Here is a 20,800-nt window from a genome sequence, read left to right on the forward strand (position 1 = left end):
TTTCGCACGTTTTGGCGCTGAGTAACCTGATTAAACTGGCCTACATTTAAAATGTTTAACACTAGAAAATCGGTTATTTGGGTTAGCAAAATTGTTCAAAAAGCAGCTGATTATAGCTAGTTTACTATAATCAACAAGCCTATTTTGCTTGGTTCGATGAAAAGGCGTGAGTTAATTTTTCTAAGGTGGTGCTCTCAAGATTTTTATTACAAGCAAAGTACAAATCTTGATAATCGGCAGGAATTTTATAAATAGCTTTTAGCAATGAGAGGGTTTTATCTTTTTTAAGCTCATAATTAAATTGTTCATCGCTAAGTACAACCATATCAATGCTAGAGCGGCGGCTTTTGAGAACATCATAAATGTTCTCAAAGCTATCTAGCAAAATCAGCTGATTTTGTTCATTAAAACCATGTTCAGACAAATATACGTGGCTGTAGTTGTCTTTTAAGACGGCTATTCGATATTTTTTTGCTTGCTCTAGGTTTTCAATTTGAACCTGTTGCGACTTAAAACTATAAAAAGAAGCGGTGAAATTACCTAGCTTTGCAATCCAGCTAAACTTATCCTCTCTACTTGGTAATCTAGCAATGGAGAATATACACGTTTTTTCATCTCGTAATGCGGCATTATATGATATGGGCCATGCATTTACTGATAAGGTATACTCAACACCACTTTTCTTTAAAGCGGTAGTTACTTCTTCGACCACAGTACCTACAAGAACACCTTGCGCATTCTGATACTGAAAACTAGGAAGATTTTCTGTCACAACGGTGATTGCTGCAAAGCAAGGTTGCAACAGCAAAGCAAGTGATAGAATAATAGGTTTGAGCATAAATAGACTATACCAAAAAGTTATAATTATTTTTTATATAAATATAGTCTGAAGTGTAAGATTTGGAAATAAAATTTAAAGTACCCAATGATAGGTGAAAGGCCAAAGTAAGCCTTTCACCTAAACCAGTTACTTATTTATGGCGTTAATTAAGAAAGCTGAGATCTTTGCCCCTTCACGAAGCGTCGTCTCAGAACTTGTTTGACCAATTAAAGAGCTATCTGTGAATGGCGCTATTTCCATCATATCTGCCCCCGTTATCGGAAACTCATCAGCAATAGCAACTAAGATATCAAGTGCATGCTGCGGCGTTAATCCACCCGCTTCTGGCGTGCCGGTCGCTGATGCAAAGCTTTCATCTAATGCGTCAATATCAAAGCTAACATACAGCTCATCGATATTATCGGCTTTAAGTTGTGCAATTACTTCCTCTGCGACAGCTTGCGCGCCACGTTCTAAGATTTCATGAGCCCAATGCTGTTTAACACCAAACGTTGATTCCCAATGCTCTTTCGGTTTACCACTCGAACGAATACCAAACTGAATTAAATTACGCGGTGAAGGTAAATACTCAAGAATATGCGTACACCATGAGCCAAAACATAAATCAATACCTAAGCGTTCAACTAATAAGTCAGTATGTGCATCAAAGTGAATAATTGCCGTGCGCTTACCTGCATCACGTTTTGCTTTTAAATATGCTTTTGTTAATGGGTAACTGATTGAATGGTCACCGCCAATACCGAAAATTCCTTTGTCTGGGTAGTTAGCGTAAAAACCATCACACACATCTTCTGTAATCGACAAAGGTGATACGTGGTATTCACTGTTTTCGTCTGCGTATAGCGCCTTTTGACAGTTAGTGATTGTCGCATCGTTTAAATATTTATCGTGCAGTAAATGAGGGATAACACGTACATCACCAAGATCAAAAGCACGTGCTTGTGGCTGTTGATCGATTAAGGTTGAACGTAAAAATAACGGGCCCCAGTTAGCGCCTCGTAAAATACCACCACCACAATCAGAGCTAATACCCAAAATAACGGCTTTGTGCTCAGAATCAGCCAGTGTTTCAAGTGACTCTTTCCAAAGCACATCAACGTTATCAGTTTGCCCATAAAGCTTGGTACGTAATGCATCTTTTCGTTCCTTTGCCGTATTAACTGTAAAAACACCATCACCTGGTGGACATAAGCACTGGCTTAATTTTTCATGGAACGCTTTTTGTGTGTTACTCATTTTCACTCCGCTGGTAAGTATCTGCATATTCATGCGTAATTTAAAAAATTACACTCTCCTTTACTTTTAACTATGTTCAACTCAATCAAAGGTAAAAGATAATAAACTTGAAAAAACAAACAATTGATATAATTGAATTTCTTTTTCAAAACAGAAGGATTTTGGTGGCTTATCTCGAGCATAAGCACCTTGCTTTTGGCAGATATAACATGGGGAATTTTAAAGTCAAACTTTGCAGCAACCTGTCAAGTTGCTGCGTTAAATTAATATTCAATCAGAGTGAATACTCATTATTCGTAGCCTCTCGGCTTTTTGGTTTTGATGACGGCAATGTAGGCGTGCCAGCTTGCATAACTAAGTAGTGGCATGATTACAATAAAACCAGCCGTGCCCGTTATAAAACCAACGAACACTAAACACAAAATTAATGCAGCCCAGACAATCATGGCGCCCACGTTATTTTTTACTGCACTAATAGAGGAAATAACTGCAGTCATGATATCTACCCGACGCTCCATCATTATTTGAGGCGCGAATGCTGAAATGGCGAAAACAGTGACTAGGAGTATTCCACCGACAATACTACCCAATGTTAAAAAAGCTGATAACTGTTCAAAGCTTGGATTAACCACATTAGGGTATAAAGCATGAATAAGCGCTGCCAATCGCATCCACACTATCATGATCACCATGAGTAAAACGGCAAACCCCCACTCCCCAGCAGGGTTCCTAAACATCGACTTTACGCTGTGTAGTAGTGTCGGTTTATGGCCTTTTTCTAGCTCCCACGCAACGTCATACAGCCCAGCAGCAAATGCAGGCCCCACTAATGCAAAACCAACCACGGCAGGTAAAATAACCAAATGCGTGTCGAACCTGTATACAAAAAACATAATCGCAGCAGGTATCAGGGTAAAAACTAACCCATAGACTAAACTGAGTATCGGTGCATTTGCGATGTCTTTAAACGCCAACGCCAACCAGTGAAAGGGGGCCATCGCAGAAATTTGAGTGCTTTGTAAACAACGAGCAAATTGTTGATGTTTACTCATAGAAGATGAAGCAGGCATAGTATATCCTCATTTATCATTATCTATTAAGGTTTAGGTTATCTGCTCGATTCTTGCAACAATCGCATTGCAGGACATCTGTCCTGTACATTCGCAGCAGATATATAAAGTATTACGCTTTAGCTAAAAATAAGGTTCAAAAATGGAAAAGGTATTTCACTTAGGACTAACACGTGACGACTTAAAAGGTGCAACTCTTGCAATTGTGCCTGGGGATCCAGATCGTTCTGCACGTATTTCTTCTCTTTTAGATGATCCTGAATGTCTTGCAAAAACCCGTGAATTTCATGTCTACCGTGGTGTCTTAAATGGTCACAATATAGTTGTTTGTTCTACTGGTATTGGTGGTCCATCTACATCAATAGCCGTTGAAGAACTCGCACAACTTGGTATTAATACCTTTTTACGAATTGGTACGACTGGCGCTATTCAACCGCATATCAATGAAGGTGATATTTTAATTAGTCAAGCGTCAGTTCGCTTGGATGGAGCAAGCCAGCATTTTGCTCCTCTTAGCTACCCCGCTGCATCCGACTTTTTTGCCACACAAGCAATGGTCAATGCCTGTAATGAGTTAGGTATTCAATTCCACATTGGCATAACTGCGTCTAGTGACACCTTTTACCCGGGGCAAGAACGCTATGATACCCATTCGGGTTATGTGCCTCGCGCTTTTCAAGGTAGTTGTGAAGAATGGCAAAAACTGGGGGTAATGAACTATGAAATGGAATCAGCGACCTTATTCACTATGTGCGCTGCTTTAGGGTTACGTGCGGCTTGTGTAGCTGGGGTGCTTGTTAACCGCACTAAACAGGAAATTCCTAATGTAGACCACGGCGAGATTGAAAGAAAATCAGTCGCCGTAGTTATTGAAGCTGCAAAACAATTACTCGGATAAAGCAACAGTAATATGTTCAAATGCTGGTGAGAAGTCAAAACTTGCCAGCACGCTTTTCGTCACCTCTAATTGGTTCTCTGCACCTTGTGTTTCGAGCAAACTAATCGATTCCACATTTTCACCAGTAAACGCGACTCCAGCCAGATACAGTTGGCTTAATGCACTTTGCAAAGGTGACAGGCTTGGACTATATGCTGCATTCTCCGCATACCCACCATAAAAATCTCCATGTTCATAGGTAGCGATCTTCACAGCACTGTAATTGCTTGTATAAGGCACATAAGAATTTGATGCTGTCATAACTAATTTTTGGTCAATGTTATCTATATCAATAAAGTTAACCGCTTGGCTCGCGCTAGATAATAAGCTTACTCTGTTACCTAAATCTTTTGGGCCAAATGCATTAGGGAGTAGTTCGCGTAGGGTAAAATCACGCTCTGGAAGATGAATGTCAAGGGAGTCTGCGGTGTTTAACTCATTCATAAACTGACGACAATAACCGCATGGAGCGTCACTTATCGCTATTTTTACTATACGTGACGCACCATTTAACCAAGCATTATTTATCGCCGATTGTTCTGCGTGAACAACCAAGCTGAGCGCTTGATGTGAAAACTCGACGTTTGCGCCAAAATAAAATTGCCTGTCACCTTGTTCTGTTATTCCAAGTGCTACTGCGCCTACATAAAATTTAGAGATAGGTGCAACAGAAAATAGGCTAGCGACTGGCACGCAGGCTTTTAAAAGCTCTAATTCGCTAACTTGGTGCTCATTGCAAAGCTGCAATATGTCACTGTGAGATAATATACCGCGCTTCGTTTTAAGTTCAGTAAAAAGTGTATCTTGTTGTTGTTCGGTAAAGCTAAATACCACTTGCGTTTGCTCTGTTTGACTATGTTCTCTATTACTTGATGTCATAACAAATTATATTTATTAATTGGCTATACAGTGTAAAAGGTTACATCATGAAATACTAGGTTTTCATTGTCATTCTAAAACTAAAACAAACCTCATATCTCAGTCATTAAAGTTAATTTATTGCGCGACCAGCCAAGTTTTAGCCTTTTGAAAACATTCAAAGTTTTCGGCATGTAGGTTATAACGTTTCGCTTTTTGAACAAACAAATCATGCATAAAACCATCAAAACTGACTACGATTGCTACACAGGCTTTTTTTAATGAATGAGCAATCACTGGCATAATATTGAATAACTCAGCAGGAGCAAAATTATGGGTTAACTCTGACACGTCAACTAAGATTTTATCTGACCCATATAATAATGAGTATTGATGAGCTATCTGGTAAAAATTAATCACATCCTGTGCACTTGCAGTCCCTCTTAACGTCATCATTACCAATGACGTTGTTGTATCATAAGTGATACAAGTAGACACGTTCGACATAAACTAACTCGGGAAAAAAACTATAAAAGGCTTAAGCAATGGGGGCAAAAGCCGAGCCATTCTAGTGTTATCTTTTAACGAGTCAATAGCCTAACCCTAAATAGGTCTGACCAGAAACAAAAACCATACTTTAGAGCTACCTAGTGTTAGGCCATTTGTAACGGCTTTTAACAGTTAACTTACTTTTATTGCAACTAAGGATTTTCCCAGATAAGAATAAGCTTTTTCAGATAACGCTCAGTCTAAATACAATTTAAAGTACTCACCTCAACTTAGGCTGTGCATCAACCCCCCTCGCTTGTTGCTTTGGTTTTTTATAATTAAACGGATTAATGTGTAATGAGAGCTTGGATCTTATTTTTTATTTGCTTACTTTTCATTGGTAACTTAAGTACGGTTCAAGCAAAGACAGTGTCTAAAGAAGAGTTTCTTCAATTACGGGAATCTATCCGCCAAGCCTATGCTCGCTCTCCATCAGAGGGTCTTGAACGAGTCTATTTTCTGCTGACTAATAAAGCCTTTACGCTCGAACAAAGTATTATGGTAACCAACTACAAAGCTTGGTTTCTGCTCGAAAATGACGAATTAGAGCAGGCAATGGAGACAATCGTTGAATATAAAAGTATGGTTTCTCATTCTGATGAAAAGAGCTTAATGTATGGTTATTTCAATATATCCGGTGGCATTTATGCACGTTTAGGATTATACAACGAGGCATTGAGTTACTATCGAGATGCTATGCCATTTGCTAAATCTAGGGATGAACGCCTTGTTTATCAAACAGAAAACAACATTGCTAGCATCTACTTAAAATTAGAACGTTTCGATGAAGCATTCACAACCTTTGAGAATTATAGGCACTATGCGCAAGCCAACAATCAACACCTCAATGAATCGTTTGCGACAAATAATATAGCAGCCTCTCTCATAGGCCTTAAAAACTATTCCGAAGCGCTAAATATATTAGATCAAGCCATTACCCTGCAAAAGCGACACAATTTTACAAATCATTTAGCTACAAGTTTAGTGCTAAAAGGAAAAGTGCTTCGCTTAACTAATCGATTATCTGAGTCCGAGGCCATACTTATTCAGGCTATCGAGTTAATTAATAGAGAAAAAATCGATAACGAATACATGGATGCTATTTTGTGTTTAGCTGCCACCTATAACGCTCAAAATAACACGGAAAAGGCCATTGAATTACTTACATCAGTGAGCTCAAAAAACTATAAGTATGTCGATTTCAAAACCGAATTAGATATTACTAAGTTTTCTTCTCAGTTGTATGAAAAACAAGGCAACTTGGAAAACGCGTTATCTAGTTACAAACAATATAATGAAATTAATACTGCCGTATTAACACGCCAAGCCAGTGTAAATATTGCTAAAGCACTCGCCGAAGCTGACTTAGCAGCCAAAGAGGTAAGAATTTCAGAACTTACCAAAGCGGAGCAAATCAAGGCAACTAAAGCAAAAGCGTTTAAAGAGCTGACAATCGCTATATCGATATGCCTTATTGTTATCTTATTTGGCTCTTTTGCTGCAATTCATAGTATTGATAATAAAAATAAAAAGCTAGCCAATGCACTCAAACAACTTCATGATACCCAAAAGCACTTAATCGAAATTGAAAAAATAGCGTCTCTGACAGCGTTGGTTTCAGGTATGGCGCACCAATTAAACACGCCTATCGGCACAATTGTCACTGCCAGTTCTTTAATAGATGAATATTTATTATCAATCTCAGAAAAGTTCAAAGCTCAGCAGCTGACCAGCAAGTGTTTTCATCAATTCATTAATAACACAGCCAGTGCGAAAGAATTGGTCATAAGTAATATCAATCGTCTAGCAAGTATCGTCGAAGAGTTTAAAGCACTCAATGTGTCGATTGCTCTTGATAAACCACCCGTTGAAATTTCATTGCCTGATTATTTGAAGCAACAACTCTCCTTTTTAGACAATTATTTAGGTAAGCAAATCTCATACACTGTTACAGGTAGCAAAGTATCCATTGTTTCGCACCCCTCTATCATTACAGACGTACTTAAAACTTTGGTAATAAATAGTTATGAACATGGCTTTAAAAACCAAGACAACGGCAGTGTTAATATGCATCTTGTTGAGCATGGAGACTACGTCGATATTATCTATCAAGATAATGGTATGGGCATTAAAGATGAAATTTTGTCAGAGATTTTTACACCTTTTTACACCACAAACTTAGGTGAGCAACACTTAGGTTTAGGCTTGAATGTGGTATTCAACGCTGTTCAATATAACTTAAAAGGTGAGATATGCGCCGAGTCATGTAAACACGGCGCACGGTTTATTATTACTCTGCCTCTAGATGTTCGTTTAGTTACAAACAATCAAGAGGCTTTTGATTAGCCAGTATTACGCATACCCGCAGCGATTCCTGTCATGGTGATCATCAAGGCATTGTCGATATCACCCTCAGAGCTTTCATCAGCTTGTCGTGAGCGGCGCAACAACTCAACTTGTAATAAGTTAAGCGGATCGGTATACGGATTACGAAGCGCAATTGACTCTTTAATCCAAGGTTGATCTGCCAGTAAGCTTTTTTGTGGGCTGAGTGACTGTACAAGTTCAATCGCTTCGCTTAACTCTTGGCGCAGTTTTACGCCAAGAGGTCGATATTGCTCAGTGACTAATGCATCGTCGTAATGCGCACTCAGCCAACTATCAGCTTTACTGAATACCATTTCAAGCATCTCTAAACGAGCACGAAAGAAAGGCCACTGTAAGCTCATTTCGTGGAGTGTTTCAATCCCATACTTATCAAGTGCAGCCTTAAGCCCTGTTAATGCCCCAAGCCATGCAGGCAGCATCAAGCGGTTTTGACTCCAAGCAAATATCCACGGAATTGCACGTAGGCTTTCCACGCCACCATTAGGATTTCGCTTCGCAGGACGTGAGCCAAGCGGCAATTTCGATAGCTCTTGCTCTGGCGTTGCCATTCTAAAGTAAGGTACAAAGTTTTCATCATGGCGGACAACTGCACGGTAATGCTCACATGACTCATTACTGATAAGCTTCATAACATCACGCCACTCGCTTTTAGGCTCTGGTGGTGGCAATAAGTTACTTTCAAGCACTGCACCGGCATAAATGTTTAAGCTTTGTAGTGCAACAGCTGGTAAACCAAACTTAAAGCGGATCATCTCCCCTTGCTCAGTTACCCGCAACCCCCCTTTTAAAGAACCTGGAGGTTGTGAACGCAATGCTTGTGCGGCAGGTGCACCACCACGGCCAACAGTACCACCACGACCATGAAATAAAACAAGCTCAATACCGCGTTGCTCTGCTAATTGAACGAGCTTATCCATTGCTTCATATTGTGCCCAGCCTGCGGCCATCATACCCGCATCTTTTGCTGAGTCAGAATAACCTATCATGACATTTTGCTGATTTTTAATATGACCACGATACCACGTGTTATCTAGCAGGCATTCAATTACATCTTTACCTGCATTTAAGTCATCAAGCGTTTCAAAAAGTGGGGCAACAGGCAAATTAAACGTACAGCCGCTCTCTTTAAGCAAGAGTTGTACGGCTAAGACATCGGATGCCGTTCGTGCCATTGAGATTATATAAAGACCAAATGTCTGTGAGTCCTGAGCTGCAATAACATCAAAGGTATCAAGAACTTCTTTCACTTCAGGACTTGGTTGCCAATGTTTTGGAATGAGCGGCCTGCGAGAGTTAAGCTCTGCAAGTAAGAACGCTTGTTTGTCATCTTCTTGCCACTGATGATAATCACCTAAACCTAAATAACGTGTTAATTCAGAAATCACATCACTATGACGAGATGAATCTTGGCGAACATCAAGCTTAGCGAGTCGCAGGCCAAAGCTATTTACACGGCGTAAAACATCTAATAGCAGACCATCGGCAACAACTTTCATGTTGTTTTTAAGCAATGAGCGATAACAGACATCTATCGGTTGCTTAATTTGTGCTATGTCAGTGATCAAGTCTTGCGCATCAGTGCGCTTTTGTTTGATCTTTGCCCCCAAGTGGGCAACCGTTTCGACAATTTGATTTCTTAGCTTTTTAAGAACAGCACGGTAAGGTTCAAACTCTTGCCCTGCAAGGGCTATTAGCTCATCACTGGCTTCTGACATTGATAACTCATTACTGAGTGTTTCAATGTCACGGGAATATAAATCAAGCGCCATCCAACGGCCGTGATCAAGCACTTGCTGAGTCACTTCAGCGGTTACAAATGGGTTACCATCACGGTCACCGCCCATCCAAGAAGTAAACTCAATGGGGCTATAATCAATAGGTAGCTCTAGATTTAGTTGAGATTTAACATCTTGGCTAAACTCGCGTAAAAAACGCGGCACAGCATGCCAAAGGCTATTTTCAATGACTGCGAAACCCCATTTAGCTTCATCAATTGGCGTTGGCCGTGAGCGACGAATATCATCGGTATGCCATGCTTGGCTTATTAGCTGCTCTATGCGATTTAAAAGCTCATCACGTTCGGTTGGTAAATTATCTTTGCGCTCAAGCGAGGCTAAGCAATCACTTAATTCAACGTGTTTATTGATCATAGTACGACGTGTCACTTCTGTTGGGTGAGCTGTCAGTACAAGGTTTATGTGGAGTTTTGAGAGAGTTTGCGCAAGGTTATTGGGGTCAACCTGCCCTTGTTTTGCCGCTGATGCTAACGCTTTTAATGTTTGAGTGAGAGGGTTTAATTGGCAAAAACCAACATCATTAAAGCGCGATACTGTATGAAATTGTTCAGCAACATTAGCAAGATTCAAAAAATGATTAAATGAGCGTGCAACCGGTAATAGTTGTTCATCTGTGAGAGCGTGTAGTACATCGATAAGTGCTTGCCTATCAGCTTCGTTACCACTACGTGACGATTTAGATAAAGCGCGAATCTCTTCTACCTTATCTAAAATGGCTTGACCCTGAGCATCTTTAATAGTTTGACCCAGCATTTGTCCAAGCATACTAACATTACCGCGAAGTGCAGCGTATTGTTCACTCATTCTCATACTCCTTTCTTTAACTAAGTTGAAAGTACTTACTGCACAGTATTTAAGCTTGCAAAAATGCCGCTAAATACTGATCCTTTTTATTAATATCATTGTCAGCGTTAATTTAATAGATCGAATTTTCTAACAAACTCGTAAAAAAGAATAACCAATATCTCAACATAAAAGTGTAATAAATACGCAGTTTGGTTAAGTGTTGTATTTTGCGATACAGCTAATTGGTAAAATGGACTTACCAATTAAAGTGGTAAAATCCCCATGTGTTAAGGCATCCTTGATGTGCGCGTGGTCAACTTTTTACCCTTCACTTATTCTGCGCTTTAGCTTTGCTTTATAAGAAAAGGAGCTGCTGTCACTTTATTAGTGGGTGATAGTTTGGACGAAATTTTTTTCAAAAATTTTTAAAACAGGTCAAAAATGCAACTATATATTCTTTGTGGAGCAAGTAGTGAGATTGCAAAAGCCTATTTCACAACACTCAATGAGCATTTATCGTCATGTCTAATAGTGACAATTAGTCGACAACCTCAGTTCGCTGCTGACAACCCACCTATAAAGCACAGCAATAAACACCTTCATTTTGAAACAGATTACAGCGAAGCAAGTTTATCGGCGATAGCAAAAACACTCACAGAACGACAGCTCCCTTTGAGTGAGTTAGTTATTTTTAATGGGATTTTGCATGATCTAAACAATCAACCAGAACGTAAACTTGAACAAATTTCTGACACGCATTTTATTAATAGTATGCAAACAAACGCGCTACTGCCAATTCGTTGCGTAACGGCCTTTTCTAGACTATTGAATACCAAAACTAAAAGCGTTATCTGTGCACTGAGTGCCCGTGTAGGCAGTATTAATGATAATAATTTAGGGGGTTGGTATAGTTACAGAGCATCAAAGGCCGCATTAAATATGTTATTTAAATCAGCAGCAATTGAGCTTAGCCGTCGTTACAAACAAAATCGTTGTGTGCTTTTCCATCCAGGCACAACGGATACACCATTATCAAAGCCTTTTCAGGGAAATGTGCCTGATGGAAAGCTCTTTACCCCTTCGTTTGTATCAGAACAGCTATTTAAATTTCTTTCAGACGCTCGCTTTTTAGCTAATTTTGACAACCCTGCTTATTTTGATTGGCAGGGACAACCCATAGATTGGTAATAAGGAACTTCATGCATTTAACAAAACAAGCAATTGCAAACCTTGATAACCGTTATCGCGCTCATTTAATTAATAGTTTATCAGGGTTCAAAAGCGCTAATTTAATAGGTACTCAAGATTGCCATAATCAAACAAACCTCGCTATCGTCAGCTCAGTATTTCATCTAGGCGCGCATCCTCCGCTAGTGGGTATGATAATTCGCCCTCACTCTGTACCGAGACACACCCTTGAAAATATTCTTTCAACAGGTTGTTACACCATTAATCAGGTTAATAAAGATATTTATCATCAAGCACACCAAACATCTGCACGTTATGATAAAGAAGAATCTGAGTTTGATGCTACAGGGCTAGAAACACAGTATTTGAATGATTTTTTAGCGCCTTTTGTTGCAAACAGTCGGTTAAAATATGCTGTTACCTTAAAAGAACATCACCACCTAGCTATTAACGGTACTGAATTGATTATAGGTGAAATAACGGATGTACACTTAGATGAAAATTGCCTAGCTGAAGACGGCTTTATTGATATTGAAGCTATCGATACTGTCGCTGTAAGCGGGCTCGATAGTTACCATGTAACTGAACGTTTAGCCCGCTTAGCTTATGCTAAAAAGTAAGCACTAGATTATAAATGGCTTAGGCGCATGCGTTAGCACATCAAAGCCCGTTTCAGTAACAACGATGTCATCTTCTAAGCGCACACCGCCGTAGCCTGGTATATAAATGCCAGGCTCAATGGTGATCACATTGCCAACCTCAAGCTTGTAGTCTGTCAGTGTGTTGATAAATGGCACTTCATGTAAAAATAGCCCTAAACCATGACCAAGGCCTTTACCCGCATATTCGCCAAAGCCCGCATCAGCAATCACCTTGTTTGATATAGCATTTAAATCTAAACAATTAATGCCTGGTTTAACCATTTCAAGTGCCGCATTTTGTGCATCAAGCACCGTGTTATAAATACGGGTTTGTTTTTCTGACGCTTCGCCAATAATGTAACTGCGTGTCATATCCGAGCGATAGCCATTCACAACCGCGCCAAAATCAAGCGTTACAAAGTCTCCTTGCTTTAAAACCTGATCTGATGGATTACCGTGGGGCAAGGCTGAGCGCTCAGCAAACAGCATAATGGTTGCAAACGACATTCCTTCTGAACCTAGCTTTTGCATTCTAAATTCAAGCTCTAAGGCCAAGTCTCGCTCAGTCACACCTGGTTTAAAATAAGGTAACGTTTGTGCTAACGCTTCATCAGCGATGGCTGCGGCCGCTTTGATTTGCGCAACTTCCCAGTTGTCTTTAACGCGCCTTAGTTTTTCTATTAAACCGTTTACAGCTGTTAGAGTGTGGCTGTTAAGCCCATCTGCGACACCTTGCCAAATCGCTACTGTGACATAACTTGCATCAAATGCGACATGACTGTTTGGTTTAAGGTGCCTATTAATACAATGACCAAGGGTTTCGTTGTCTCTGTCTCGACAAACAACTTCAAAACCCGTTGTTTCTGCGATTGCACGTTGATGGTAACGATAATCTGTGATCAGCACACAATCATTTTGAGTGATTAATGCATAAGCAGCATTACCACTAAAGCCACTTAAGTAACGAATATTTTCATGACCTAGAACTAACATGGCGCTGTAATCGTGTTGTGCTAGCAAGGCTTTAAATTCAGCTTGTCTTTTTAAGTAATTAACTTGCATTGTCGCTCCTTATTTTTTGCGCATGCTAACAGTAATAACCATAAATACGAATATTATGCGATTAGTCGCAGTGAGTTTGCATCAAGTGTTTACTCAAGCCACAATGCACAAAAAACCAAGGAGTACACGATGACAACATACGGTATTGGCACACAAACGCCAGAGCAGGCGCTTGACTCTTTGTCAGATATGACAACAGATTTAACCCCTATTCAAAATGACGAATTTCATGCGCGTATCGCAAAAGCACAAGCGTATATGCAAGCAAATAATATTGATGCAATTTATTTAAATGCAGGTACTAACCTAGCCTACTTTACGGGTATGCGTTGGTACGCAAGTGAGCGCTTAGTGGGTGCTATTTTACCGGCTAAAGGTGATGTGCAATACATAGCGCCGTTTTTTGAAATCGGCAGCTTAAACGATTTCATGGTGATTGATGGCCCAATTCGTGGCTGGCAAGAGCACGAAAACCCATACCAGTTGTGTGTTGATGTACTTTCAGAAATGGGTATTAGCAAAGACGGCACCCTTGGTATTGATGAAAGCGCACAGTTTTTCATCTACGATGGCATTAATAAAGCGAACAGCGATTACAACATTGTTAACGCACAGTGCGTAACAGCTCACTGCCGCATGCATAAATCGGCTAATGAACTTGCCTTAATGCAACGTGCTATGGATATGACTTTAGAAGTACACAAAGCAACGGCAAGTATGCTTTATGAAGGCATTACCACCACAGAAGTCGAAGCCTTTATTAAAAAAGCCCACCAAAAGGTCGGTGCACCAGGTAACTATTTTTGTATTGTGCTGTTTGGTGTTGCGTCATCTTTCCCGCATGGCGTTAAAAATCCGCAAACCCTCAAAAAAGGTGATGTGGTACTGATTGATACTGGCTGTAAAATACATGATTACCTCTCTGACATTACCCGTACGTATGTATTTGGTGAAGCCAACGAACGTCAACGTATGTTTTGGCAACACGAGAAAAATGCCCAACTTGCCGCTTTTGCTGCCGCAAAAATTGGTGAACCATGTAGCAAAGTAGATGATGCAGCAAGACAGTACCTAGCCGAAAATGGCATGGGGCCAGAGTATCAAACACCTGGCTGTCCACATAGAACCGGCCATGGCATTGGTTTAGACATTCATGAATGGCCATACCTGGTCGGTGGTAACCCTACCCCACTCGCTGCAGGCATGTGTTTTAGTAATGAGCCTATGCTTGTAATACCGGATGAGTTTGGTATTCGCCTAGAAGATCACTTTTATATGACAGACGAAGGCCCGCGTTGGTTTACCGAGCCCGCTCATAGTATTGACGATCCGTTTGGTTTGACTAAATAAAATTAAAATAACTTTTAAAAGGCCAGTGTTCTGGCCTTTTTTTGTATCTGAATTATTACATTCTTTAACAGTGTGAACATTTTAGAGACAACCTAACCGCTTTTATTATGTTATGATTTTAAGAATTTAACCTAAATACCACATATAATTACGGAGAATAAATGGGTTTACGTTTTAAAGTCCCGCATACGCTTATCTTACTGCTAAGTATGATGGTCATTGCACTTATTGCTACTTGGCTAGTACCACAAGGTTTTTTCACCACAACACTCAGTGAATCTGGTCGCGAAATGGTCGTTGCTGGCACTTATCAAACGGTTGCTGAGCGCCATTACTTAACCCCCTGGGATTTATTACAAGCCATCCCCCGCGCGTTTGCTGCTGCTCAAGATGTTATTTTCTTTGTGTTAATTGTTGGCGGCGTATTAGCTGTTGCACGTGCCACAGGTACAGTCGATGCACTTATTGGTAGGCTTTTAGAGCGCCACGGTAAAAAGCCGCAACGATTAATCTTTATGGTGGTATTTTGCTTTGCTTTAGCATCAAGCAGTATTGGTACCGCCGGTGAATACATTCCCTTTGTTATTATTCTCGTCGCGCTTTGTAAAGCAATGCGCTTAGATGCTATGACCGCTGTAGGTATGATAGTCGCAGGTTATGGTATTGGTTACGGTGTATCGGCATTTAACCCATTTACGGTATTAATCGCACAGCAAATTGCAGGTATTCCAGTTTATTCTGGGTTGTGGTTACGTTTAGCTATATTTATTCCATTTGTGCTAATAGGTTTTCATCATGTTTGGCAATACACCAAAAAGGTAGCGAATGATCCCTCTAAATCAATGATGATTGGCGTACCTTGCCCACTTGAAAATCAAACAGCCACCAGTTACCCAGCACTTGCCCTGCGCCATAAACTTATTTTAGGCAGCTTTATTATTACCCTTGCAATTGCAGTATGGGGCATCGCAACTAAGGGCTGGTACTTATACGAACTAGGCGGTGTTTTTATTGCTTGGGGTGTGGTTGTCGCCATTTTAGGCAAACTCTCTGCTGATGAAGCAGCAAACAAATTTATAGAGGGCGTGTCTGATCTTGTTACAACCGCAGTCTTAATCGGTGTAGCACGCGGTATCGCACTTATTTTAGAAGACGGTCAAATCCTCCATAGCTTGGTACATGGCATGTCGTTACCGCTATCTTATGTATCAGCAGAAATATCTGCAATTGGCATGTTGGTTATTCAAACCCTGCTTAATACCTTTATTCCTTCTGGTTCAGGGCAAGCTTATGTCACCATGCCACTCATGGCCCCGCTGGGTGATTTAGTGGGTGTACCAAGACAAGTTGCCGTGCTTGCTTATCAATTTGGTGATGGCTTTTCCAATATGATCATTCCGACCAACGCCGTACTTATGGGTATTTTAGGTATGGCAGGTGTGCCTTACGGACATTGGTTCAGATTCTGTTTACCACTGCTGATTAAACTGATGGTCGCAGCGTCAGTTGTATTAGTATTAGCTGTAATGTTTGGCTATGGCTTAGATGTGCAGCCCACACTAAATTAACTTAGTTGATTTTAAAAAAGCGCCCTAGGCGCTTTTTTGTTGTGTATTGACTAGAGGAAATGCTGCGAGCAGGTGTATAGATTCTTTGGAGAGCCCATAACTGTAAGCTAAATTTTTCAATATAAACAACCACCATCAAAAATTTTAACCCAATTTATATCCATACACTCCATTGAGTAACTATCACCTTGTCAACAGCAACCAACTATTTTAGTCCTTACTAACTTGCTGGTTAGGCACTTCTTCTGGGAGAATCTGCTCTAGTTTTAAACCGTATTGTTCTTCATTAAGTACATACTCTTCTTTTAAATATTCGAAGAACTGAGTTAGATGAACATAATGCTCTTCATAATCATCACGGTCACGTAGAGTTTCACTTTTTAATAATTGCTCGTTATATAAAACAGAATCTCGTATCGCAGATAAAAGCATTGGAACATATGCTTTAGGTATTTTCATCTTATGCAACCTCTTTAACAACTGATTTTGCCAACTGATTAAGTAAAAGTTTAAATACAGTTAAAGGCATATTATATGCTGGGGCGATTGTATAATGATAGGCGCCTAACCTTGAGTTGTAGTTATCTTTTATAATAGCTAACCCCTTTGGTAAGGGTGTCCCAGCAGATATTCTATAGTGTTCCCAATTAGGGCCTTGAGGAATACCAGGCTTATCAAATGTACTTATGCCTCTAGGACTTTCTTTAACATTAATCTTAGCGTTTGCACCTTCACCGATTACACTAATATCCGCAGGTCTCGGACGACCGTTTGATAAAATAACGTCGTCTTCAATTAATTCGAATAACTCCATATTTTTTTTGACATTTAACCCTCTCCATAAATTTACAGGAACCATTCCCTCGTAATATTTATGGATTTGTCCCTTATCTAACAAAATATCCTTTAACAATGTAGTACTTTCCATGTTATCTCCTTTTTACATTTATCATGAGCATGATACTTAGCGCTGCAGCTAAAATTTTAGTATTTATTAGACACTAAATAATACTTATACCGTCCCTAGTAGAGCTAAACACTCGTTAAGCGGATAAAAAATGGTTAGCTTTAATCGCGAAGCGATGGCCAACTGTTTTCACTCTGTTCAAACTGATTACCATACAAACTAGGGCGGGTCAATAATATATTTAATAGATTGACTAAAGCATTGAAAATATAATTGCTTATTAATGAAAATTTAATACATAATAAGCGTTAAGTAATGCAGGGAAAGCATACATAACACTAGCTAAGCTACAAACCCTTTTTTACATAGTGAAATAACCCACAGTAAATATAATATTTATAGCTGGCAATAAATAACACTATTTGCTAATAATAGAAGCTCATGAAATAAGGACGTTTCCCGTAAAAATAGAGAAAATGTCCCCTGATAAAGCTGTTAGGTTTCTTATGACATTGTCCCATCACTTTAAAAAGCAATACGAATTTATTGAAAACTCATCTGCACTGTTTGATCTCGGAAAAACAAATGAGGCTGTTAGGATAGCTACTTGTTTAAGGGTATTAGTACACGATACGAAAAACTCTACTTCTCTGCTTAAATTAATGGAAAAAAAAGAAATCTTAAAAATTAGATCTACTTCTGCATTTTTTGACGGAGTGAAAAGCTTTGGGTTTTCTTTAACTGGAATTATGTCCACCGGAAATATAAATCGTCTCGTTCCAAACTTACATAGGATACATTATGACAAAGAAATTAGTGTTGACGAATGGTGGAACGAAGTTGTGTTTGCAATGCCTGAACTAGGAGCTTTTACTAGGAAAGATTTTGTTTTAATTGCAGCAAATAAAGATGGGGGAGCTCATGTAGATAAACTTCCTCAAAAGTATCAAAAACTACAAGAAGGTGAAGCTGGTATTAGCATTCAACTCGGGAGTGAAATCCAAAGTAACTTTAGTGAAATGTGGCCATGCCTTCTGAGGCAATTAGCTTGGGAGTTTATTAATAGCCCCGACATCCTTGTGCTAGCCCACAAAACCTAACAAAGCCACTTTAAACGTAACAAGAACAGCCTGCTTAAATGCATAAAACCTAAAGCTTTAAACTTTACGTTCTATACAGCACTTTAATTACGTGCCAACCAAAGCGCGTTTTCACTAGATGTGGCTCTAAGATTTCGCCGCTGAATGCTACTTTGTCAAACTGTGGCACCATTTGACCACGTCTAAATTCACCTAGGTCGCCGCCTTTTTTACCCGACGGACAGGTTGAATGTTTCTTAGCTAAAGTCTGAAATTTAGCACCCTTTTTAAGTTGCTTGATAATGTCTTCAGCTTGTTCTTTGTGTTTAACCAAAATGTGCAGTGCGTGCGCTGTATTTGCCATGGGAGATCTCAAAAATTTAAACGCGCGTATTTTATCACGGCTAAGCTAGTACAGCCACAAGGCTTACTTGCTTTTGTCTGTAGCTTGTAAAAAACCTTTCACTAAACAAAATTGTGCTAAATAATAACTACACATAATTGCGATATCAGCGTAAGAAAAGGGCATATAAAAACGATTCAAAGCCAATATTGAGTCAGATATAACAAAAACCGCCCCACCTAAAACTAAGAAGCCGTTCGATTTATCTGTCATCCAAGTAAGGCTTGCCATTATCATCAAAACAATCGTATAGAAAATCACAGGGATAAGCATTTCATTTAAAGTGGGATACAATAAGCAAAATACCCCTATCGCTAAAAATAAATAAAGTAGCAACACATCAGTGCGGTACTTTTTAACGGGTAGCATTGTGATGATGTAAAATAAGTGACTAACAAAGAATGCAGCTAAACCGCCTATAAACAGTTGCCCTGTATCAAGGGCTAGCAGTACATCCCCTAGCACTGAAAAACTAAGAGCTAATAATAAAGTAATAACAGTACGACTTTGAAATTGCCCTCGATATTTAACTACCATCACAATTAAAAAGAGTATTGGCATTGCTTTTAATAGCGCAGTAACAGCTTGTGGAAGCGCAGGTTGTAACATCAATAGAGCGATGTAAAACGCTGCTAAGAGTATATAGAGAATGTTCATTTTTTTGTTATTGTTGTTCGTTCCCAATAACGACAATAGCAAGCTTTAAATAAAAAGTTTATAGAAAATGCTGTTTTTGTTTTTCAGTCAGCAATCTGCACTGTGTTTGCTTTCCAAAAAATCGGTACCGGTTACGACCTACCCAATCATAAAAACGATCACGCAAGCCTTTTGGGATTAAATAAAGCACTTTAGCCATAGAGAATGGAAAGCCTAATTTAGTGGCAATAAATAACACAGCATCACTTTGTTTATATAGCTGATTTTTATCAATCACTAACATTGAGGAAAGTGGATCGTCAACTTGATGCGCCTTTAATAAACGTTCACCTTTATCACTTTGCATGGGGCATAACTTAAAGGTTATTTGCTTATCAAAGCGAAGAATAAAGCGCACACAAAAATGGCACAGGTTGCACTGACCATCAAACAAGATAATTGGGTTACTCGTTCGCAAACCTAACCACTGACTTGTACAACTTGTTTGCCAGTTAAGCCACCAGCAAGTTGTTTATTTAATGCAGCTGAAACAGCTTCAGCGGTAAAATCTACAGCATGAATTTGCGGCAATTTGATCTCGCCTCTGGCTGCATTATCAAGTAATAAATTACCCATAAAACTCAGCCTTTGCTGAGCACATAAGCTATTTGCAAGCCACGCACCGCCTAAAGACACAATGCCAATGTTCGGAGCACGCCTGAACATAAGTTCTTGTTCAAATTTAGGTAGTTCATTTAAACACGCAATGTGGCCACAAAAACGCATTAACTCAACGTTACGAATAGTGGTATCGCCACCAATACAGTCAAGCACGGCATCAAAACCTTGGGGGCCAAGCTCACGACGAATTTTATCTTCAAGTTTTGGGTCTTTGTAATCAAAAACCACATCAGCACCTAATTGCTTAAGTAACTTATGATTGTGTTTGCTGGCAGTGGTAAACACTGTTGCCCCACGTTGCTTAGCAAATTGAATAGCAAACTGACCTACCCCCCCTGCGCCTGCATCAATAAACAGTGAATCCCCTTCGCTTAGCTGCAATTTATCAAGGGCAATTAATGCCGTCATACCTGAACACGGTAAAGTTGCAGCATCACACGGTGAGACGTTATCTGGCACAACCGACACTGCATAGTTTGGCACTGTTGTGTATTCAGATAATACACCTTGGTCGCCAAGGCTAGCGTGCCACACAACACGTGCGCCTACGCCAGGAAACACACCTTTATTGGCATGAATCACAACACCCACAGCATCATGACCAAGTATATGGGGATAACTCCACTTGCAAAACCCCTGCTTTGCAAAGTTAGCATCCCCATGGTTTAAGCCCACATATTCAACTTTGATCAAAAGCTCGTTGCCTTCAGGGCAAGGGACTGGCACAGATAACTCCGATAACGCGATAGCGTCATTAGGCTCAAGCAGTGCTAGTGCGCGCATTGTTGAAGGAAGATCAGTGTTTTTTTGAATATGTGACATTT

General features: G+C 39.8%; 20 protein-coding genes. 7 read left to right on the forward strand and 13 right to left on the reverse strand.

All coding sequences use genetic code 11. The features are described from left to right. Nucleotides 1–139 precede the first annotated feature (139 nt). The 3 genes from L3Q70_RS17700 to L3Q70_RS17710 all read right to left on the reverse strand — a co-directional run bounded on the left by L3Q70_RS17700 (nucleotide 140) and on the right by L3Q70_RS17710 (nucleotide 3,147). Nucleotides 140–838 carry a transporter substrate-binding domain-containing protein gene (locus L3Q70_RS17700; RefSeq protein WP_062567940.1) on the reverse strand — a complete coding sequence of 233 codons (699 nt, stop codon included), beginning with the start codon at nucleotides 836–838 and terminating at the stop codon, nucleotides 140–142. Between the two features lie 129 nt (nucleotides 839–967). Further along, a complete protein-coding gene (locus L3Q70_RS17705) occupies nucleotides 968–2,077 on the reverse strand; it encodes an arginase family protein (protein ID WP_062567941.1) in 1,110 nt (369 codons plus the stop codon). A gap of 290 nt (nucleotides 2,078–2,367) precedes the next feature. Continuing rightward, nucleotides 2,368–3,147, reverse strand: a complete 780-nt coding sequence (locus tag L3Q70_RS17710) for a DUF2189 domain-containing protein (RefSeq protein ID WP_062567942.1) — start codon at nucleotides 3,145–3,147, stop codon at nucleotides 2,368–2,370. A gap of 142 nt (nucleotides 3,148–3,289) precedes the next feature. Here L3Q70_RS17710 and udp point away from each other — a divergent pair, with 142 nt between their 5' ends. Beyond that, nucleotides 3,290–4,045 (forward strand): uridine phosphorylase, encoded by a 756-nt coding sequence (gene udp, locus L3Q70_RS17715; protein WP_062567943.1) that lies wholly within the window; start codon nucleotides 3,290–3,292, stop codon nucleotides 4,043–4,045. Here the strand turns inward: udp and cdd are convergent. Next, nucleotides 4,034–4,963 carry a cytidine deaminase gene (cdd, locus tag L3Q70_RS17720; RefSeq protein WP_237115597.1) on the reverse strand — a complete coding sequence of 310 codons (930 nt, stop codon included), beginning with the start codon at nucleotides 4,961–4,963 and terminating at the stop codon, nucleotides 4,034–4,036. The genes udp and cdd overlap by 12 nt on opposite strands. A 117-nt stretch (nucleotides 4,964–5,080) precedes the next feature. Further along, nucleotides 5,081–5,449, reverse strand: coding sequence for a hypothetical protein (locus L3Q70_RS17725; protein WP_237115598.1), 369 nt, complete (start codon nucleotides 5,447–5,449; stop codon nucleotides 5,081–5,083). A 339-nt stretch (nucleotides 5,450–5,788) separates the two neighbouring features. Here L3Q70_RS17725 and L3Q70_RS17730 point away from each other — a divergent pair, with 339 nt between their 5' ends. Beyond that, on the forward strand, nucleotides 5,789–7,837 hold the full coding sequence (locus L3Q70_RS17730; protein ID WP_237115599.1) for a tetratricopeptide repeat protein: 2,049 nt from the start codon (nucleotides 5,789–5,791) through the stop codon (nucleotides 7,835–7,837). On the opposite strand, the gene ppc is transcribed toward L3Q70_RS17730, so the two are convergent. After that, nucleotides 7,834–10,479: a phosphoenolpyruvate carboxylase gene (gene ppc, locus L3Q70_RS17735; RefSeq protein WP_237115600.1), complete on the reverse strand. Its 2,646-nt coding sequence runs from the start codon at nucleotides 10,477–10,479 to the stop codon at nucleotides 7,834–7,836. The two genes, L3Q70_RS17730 and ppc, sit on opposite strands and share 4 nt — an antisense overlap. A gap of 423 nt (nucleotides 10,480–10,902) precedes the next feature. On the opposite strand from ppc, the gene L3Q70_RS17740 reads away from it, so the two are divergent. Together L3Q70_RS17740 and L3Q70_RS17745 are read left to right on the forward strand one after the other, a co-directional pair. Further along, nucleotides 10,903–11,649, forward strand: coding sequence for an SDR family NAD(P)-dependent oxidoreductase (locus tag L3Q70_RS17740; RefSeq protein ID WP_237115601.1), 747 nt, complete (start codon nucleotides 10,903–10,905; stop codon nucleotides 11,647–11,649). A gap of 11 nt (nucleotides 11,650–11,660) precedes the next feature. Continuing rightward, nucleotides 11,661–12,269 (forward strand): flavin reductase, encoded by a 609-nt coding sequence (locus tag L3Q70_RS17745; RefSeq protein ID WP_237115602.1) that lies wholly within the window; start codon nucleotides 11,661–11,663, stop codon nucleotides 12,267–12,269. A 3-nt stretch (nucleotides 12,270–12,272) separates the two neighbouring features. Here L3Q70_RS17745 and L3Q70_RS17750 read toward each other — a convergent pair whose 3' ends face one another. After that, the gene (locus L3Q70_RS17750; protein WP_237115603.1) at nucleotides 12,273–13,352 is read right to left on the reverse strand and encodes a Xaa-Pro peptidase family protein; all 1,080 of its coding nucleotides are present in this window, start codon (nucleotides 13,350–13,352) and stop codon (nucleotides 12,273–12,275) included. Nucleotides 13,353–13,481: 129 nt separating this feature from the next. On the opposite strand from L3Q70_RS17750, the gene L3Q70_RS17755 reads away from it, so the two are divergent. Beyond that, nucleotides 13,482–14,702 carry a Xaa-Pro peptidase family protein gene (locus L3Q70_RS17755; protein WP_237115604.1) on the forward strand — a complete coding sequence of 407 codons (1,221 nt, stop codon included), beginning with the start codon at nucleotides 13,482–13,484 and terminating at the stop codon, nucleotides 14,700–14,702. Between the two features lie 161 nt (nucleotides 14,703–14,863). Further along, nucleotides 14,864–16,270 carry a TIGR00366 family protein gene (locus tag L3Q70_RS17760; protein ID WP_237115605.1) on the forward strand — a complete coding sequence of 469 codons (1,407 nt, stop codon included), beginning with the start codon at nucleotides 14,864–14,866 and terminating at the stop codon, nucleotides 16,268–16,270. Between the two features lie 210 nt (nucleotides 16,271–16,480). On the opposite strand, the gene L3Q70_RS17765 is transcribed toward L3Q70_RS17760, so the two are convergent. Together L3Q70_RS17765 and L3Q70_RS17770 are read right to left on the reverse strand one after the other, a co-directional pair. Beyond that, on the reverse strand, nucleotides 16,481–16,702 hold the full coding sequence (locus L3Q70_RS17765) for a hypothetical protein (protein ID WP_237115606.1): 222 nt from the start codon (nucleotides 16,700–16,702) through the stop codon (nucleotides 16,481–16,483). Between the two features lie 28 nt (nucleotides 16,703–16,730). After that, on the reverse strand, nucleotides 16,731–17,198 hold the full coding sequence (locus tag L3Q70_RS17770; RefSeq protein WP_237115607.1) for a hypothetical protein: 468 nt from the start codon (nucleotides 17,196–17,198) through the stop codon (nucleotides 16,731–16,733). Between the two features lie 485 nt (nucleotides 17,199–17,683). Between L3Q70_RS17770 and L3Q70_RS17775 the strand changes: the two genes are divergently transcribed. Beyond that, nucleotides 17,684–18,277 carry a hypothetical protein gene (locus L3Q70_RS17775; RefSeq protein ID WP_237115608.1) on the forward strand — a complete coding sequence of 198 codons (594 nt, stop codon included), beginning with the start codon at nucleotides 17,684–17,686 and terminating at the stop codon, nucleotides 18,275–18,277. Nucleotides 18,278–18,341: 64 nt separating this feature from the next. On the opposite strand, the gene ppiC is transcribed toward L3Q70_RS17775, so the two are convergent. From ppiC to L3Q70_RS17795, 4 genes are all read right to left on the reverse strand, one after another. Beyond that, entirely contained in the window at nucleotides 18,342–18,620 is a 279-nt protein-coding gene (ppiC, locus tag L3Q70_RS17780; RefSeq protein ID WP_055021968.1) for a peptidylprolyl isomerase PpiC, read from the reverse strand. A 63-nt stretch (nucleotides 18,621–18,683) separates the two neighbouring features. Next, nucleotides 18,684–19,316, reverse strand: a complete 633-nt coding sequence (locus tag L3Q70_RS17785; protein WP_237115609.1) for a lysoplasmalogenase — start codon at nucleotides 19,314–19,316, stop codon at nucleotides 18,684–18,686. Between the two features lie 58 nt (nucleotides 19,317–19,374). Beyond that, the gene (locus tag L3Q70_RS17790; RefSeq protein WP_346657791.1) at nucleotides 19,375–19,773 is read right to left on the reverse strand and encodes a DCC1-like thiol-disulfide oxidoreductase family protein; all 399 of its coding nucleotides are present in this window, start codon (nucleotides 19,771–19,773) and stop codon (nucleotides 19,375–19,377) included. A 2-nt stretch (nucleotides 19,774–19,775) separates the two neighbouring features. After that, the gene (locus L3Q70_RS17795; RefSeq protein ID WP_237115610.1) at nucleotides 19,776–20,798 is read right to left on the reverse strand and encodes a zinc-binding dehydrogenase; all 1,023 of its coding nucleotides are present in this window, start codon (nucleotides 20,796–20,798) and stop codon (nucleotides 19,776–19,778) included. Nucleotides 20,799–20,800: the final 2 nt, after the last annotated feature.

The sequence above is a fragment of the Pseudoalteromonas sp. CF6-2 genome (assembly GCF_021729425.1).
Lineage (GTDB): Bacteria > Pseudomonadota > Gammaproteobacteria > Enterobacterales > Alteromonadaceae > Pseudoalteromonas > Pseudoalteromonas arabiensis.

Coding starts and splice junctions, on each gene's coding strand:
- L3Q70_RS17705 (WP_062567941.1), bottom strand. CDS start 2,077: ATGAGTAACACACAAAAAGCGTTCCATGAAAAATTAAGCCAGTGCTTA.
- L3Q70_RS17775 (WP_237115608.1), top strand. CDS start 17,684: ATGACATTGTCCCATCACTTTAAAAAGCAATACGAATTTATTGAAAAC.
- udp (WP_062567943.1), top strand. CDS start 3,290: ATGGAAAAGGTATTTCACTTAGGACTAACACGTGACGACTTAAAAGGT.
- ppc (WP_237115600.1), bottom strand. CDS start 10,479: ATGAGTGAACAATACGCTGCACTTCGCGGTAATGTTAGTATGCTTGGA.
- L3Q70_RS17765 (WP_237115606.1), bottom strand. CDS start 16,702: ATGCTTTTATCTGCGATACGAGATTCTGTTTTATATAACGAGCAATTA.
- cdd (WP_237115597.1), bottom strand. CDS start 4,963: ATGACATCAAGTAATAGAGAACATAGTCAAACAGAGCAAACGCAAGTG.
- L3Q70_RS17750 (WP_237115603.1), bottom strand. CDS start 13,352: ATGCAAGTTAATTACTTAAAAAGACAAGCTGAATTTAAAGCCTTGCTA.
- L3Q70_RS17795 (WP_237115610.1), bottom strand. CDS start 20,798: ATGTCACATATTCAAAAAAACACTGATCTTCCTTCAACAATGCGCGCA.
- L3Q70_RS17755 (WP_237115604.1), top strand. CDS start 13,482: ATGACAACATACGGTATTGGCACACAAACGCCAGAGCAGGCGCTTGAC.
- L3Q70_RS17770 (WP_237115607.1), bottom strand. CDS start 17,198: ATGGAAAGTACTACATTGTTAAAGGATATTTTGTTAGATAAGGGACAA.
- L3Q70_RS17725 (WP_237115598.1), bottom strand. CDS start 5,449: ATGTCGAACGTGTCTACTTGTATCACTTATGATACAACAACGTCATTG.
- L3Q70_RS17730 (WP_237115599.1), top strand. CDS start 5,789: ATGAGAGCTTGGATCTTATTTTTTATTTGCTTACTTTTCATTGGTAAC.
- L3Q70_RS17740 (WP_237115601.1), top strand. CDS start 10,903: ATGCAACTATATATTCTTTGTGGAGCAAGTAGTGAGATTGCAAAAGCC.
- L3Q70_RS17710 (WP_062567942.1), bottom strand. CDS start 3,147: ATGCCTGCTTCATCTTCTATGAGTAAACATCAACAATTTGCTCGTTGT.
- L3Q70_RS17760 (WP_237115605.1), top strand. CDS start 14,864: ATGGGTTTACGTTTTAAAGTCCCGCATACGCTTATCTTACTGCTAAGT.
- L3Q70_RS17700 (WP_062567940.1), bottom strand. CDS start 838: ATGCTCAAACCTATTATTCTATCACTTGCTTTGCTGTTGCAACCTTGC.
- L3Q70_RS17745 (WP_237115602.1), top strand. CDS start 11,661: ATGCATTTAACAAAACAAGCAATTGCAAACCTTGATAACCGTTATCGC.
- L3Q70_RS17785 (WP_237115609.1), bottom strand. CDS start 19,316: ATGAACATTCTCTATATACTCTTAGCAGCGTTTTACATCGCTCTATTG.
- ppiC (WP_055021968.1), bottom strand. CDS start 18,620: ATGGCAAATACAGCGCACGCACTGCACATTTTGGTTAAACACAAAGAA.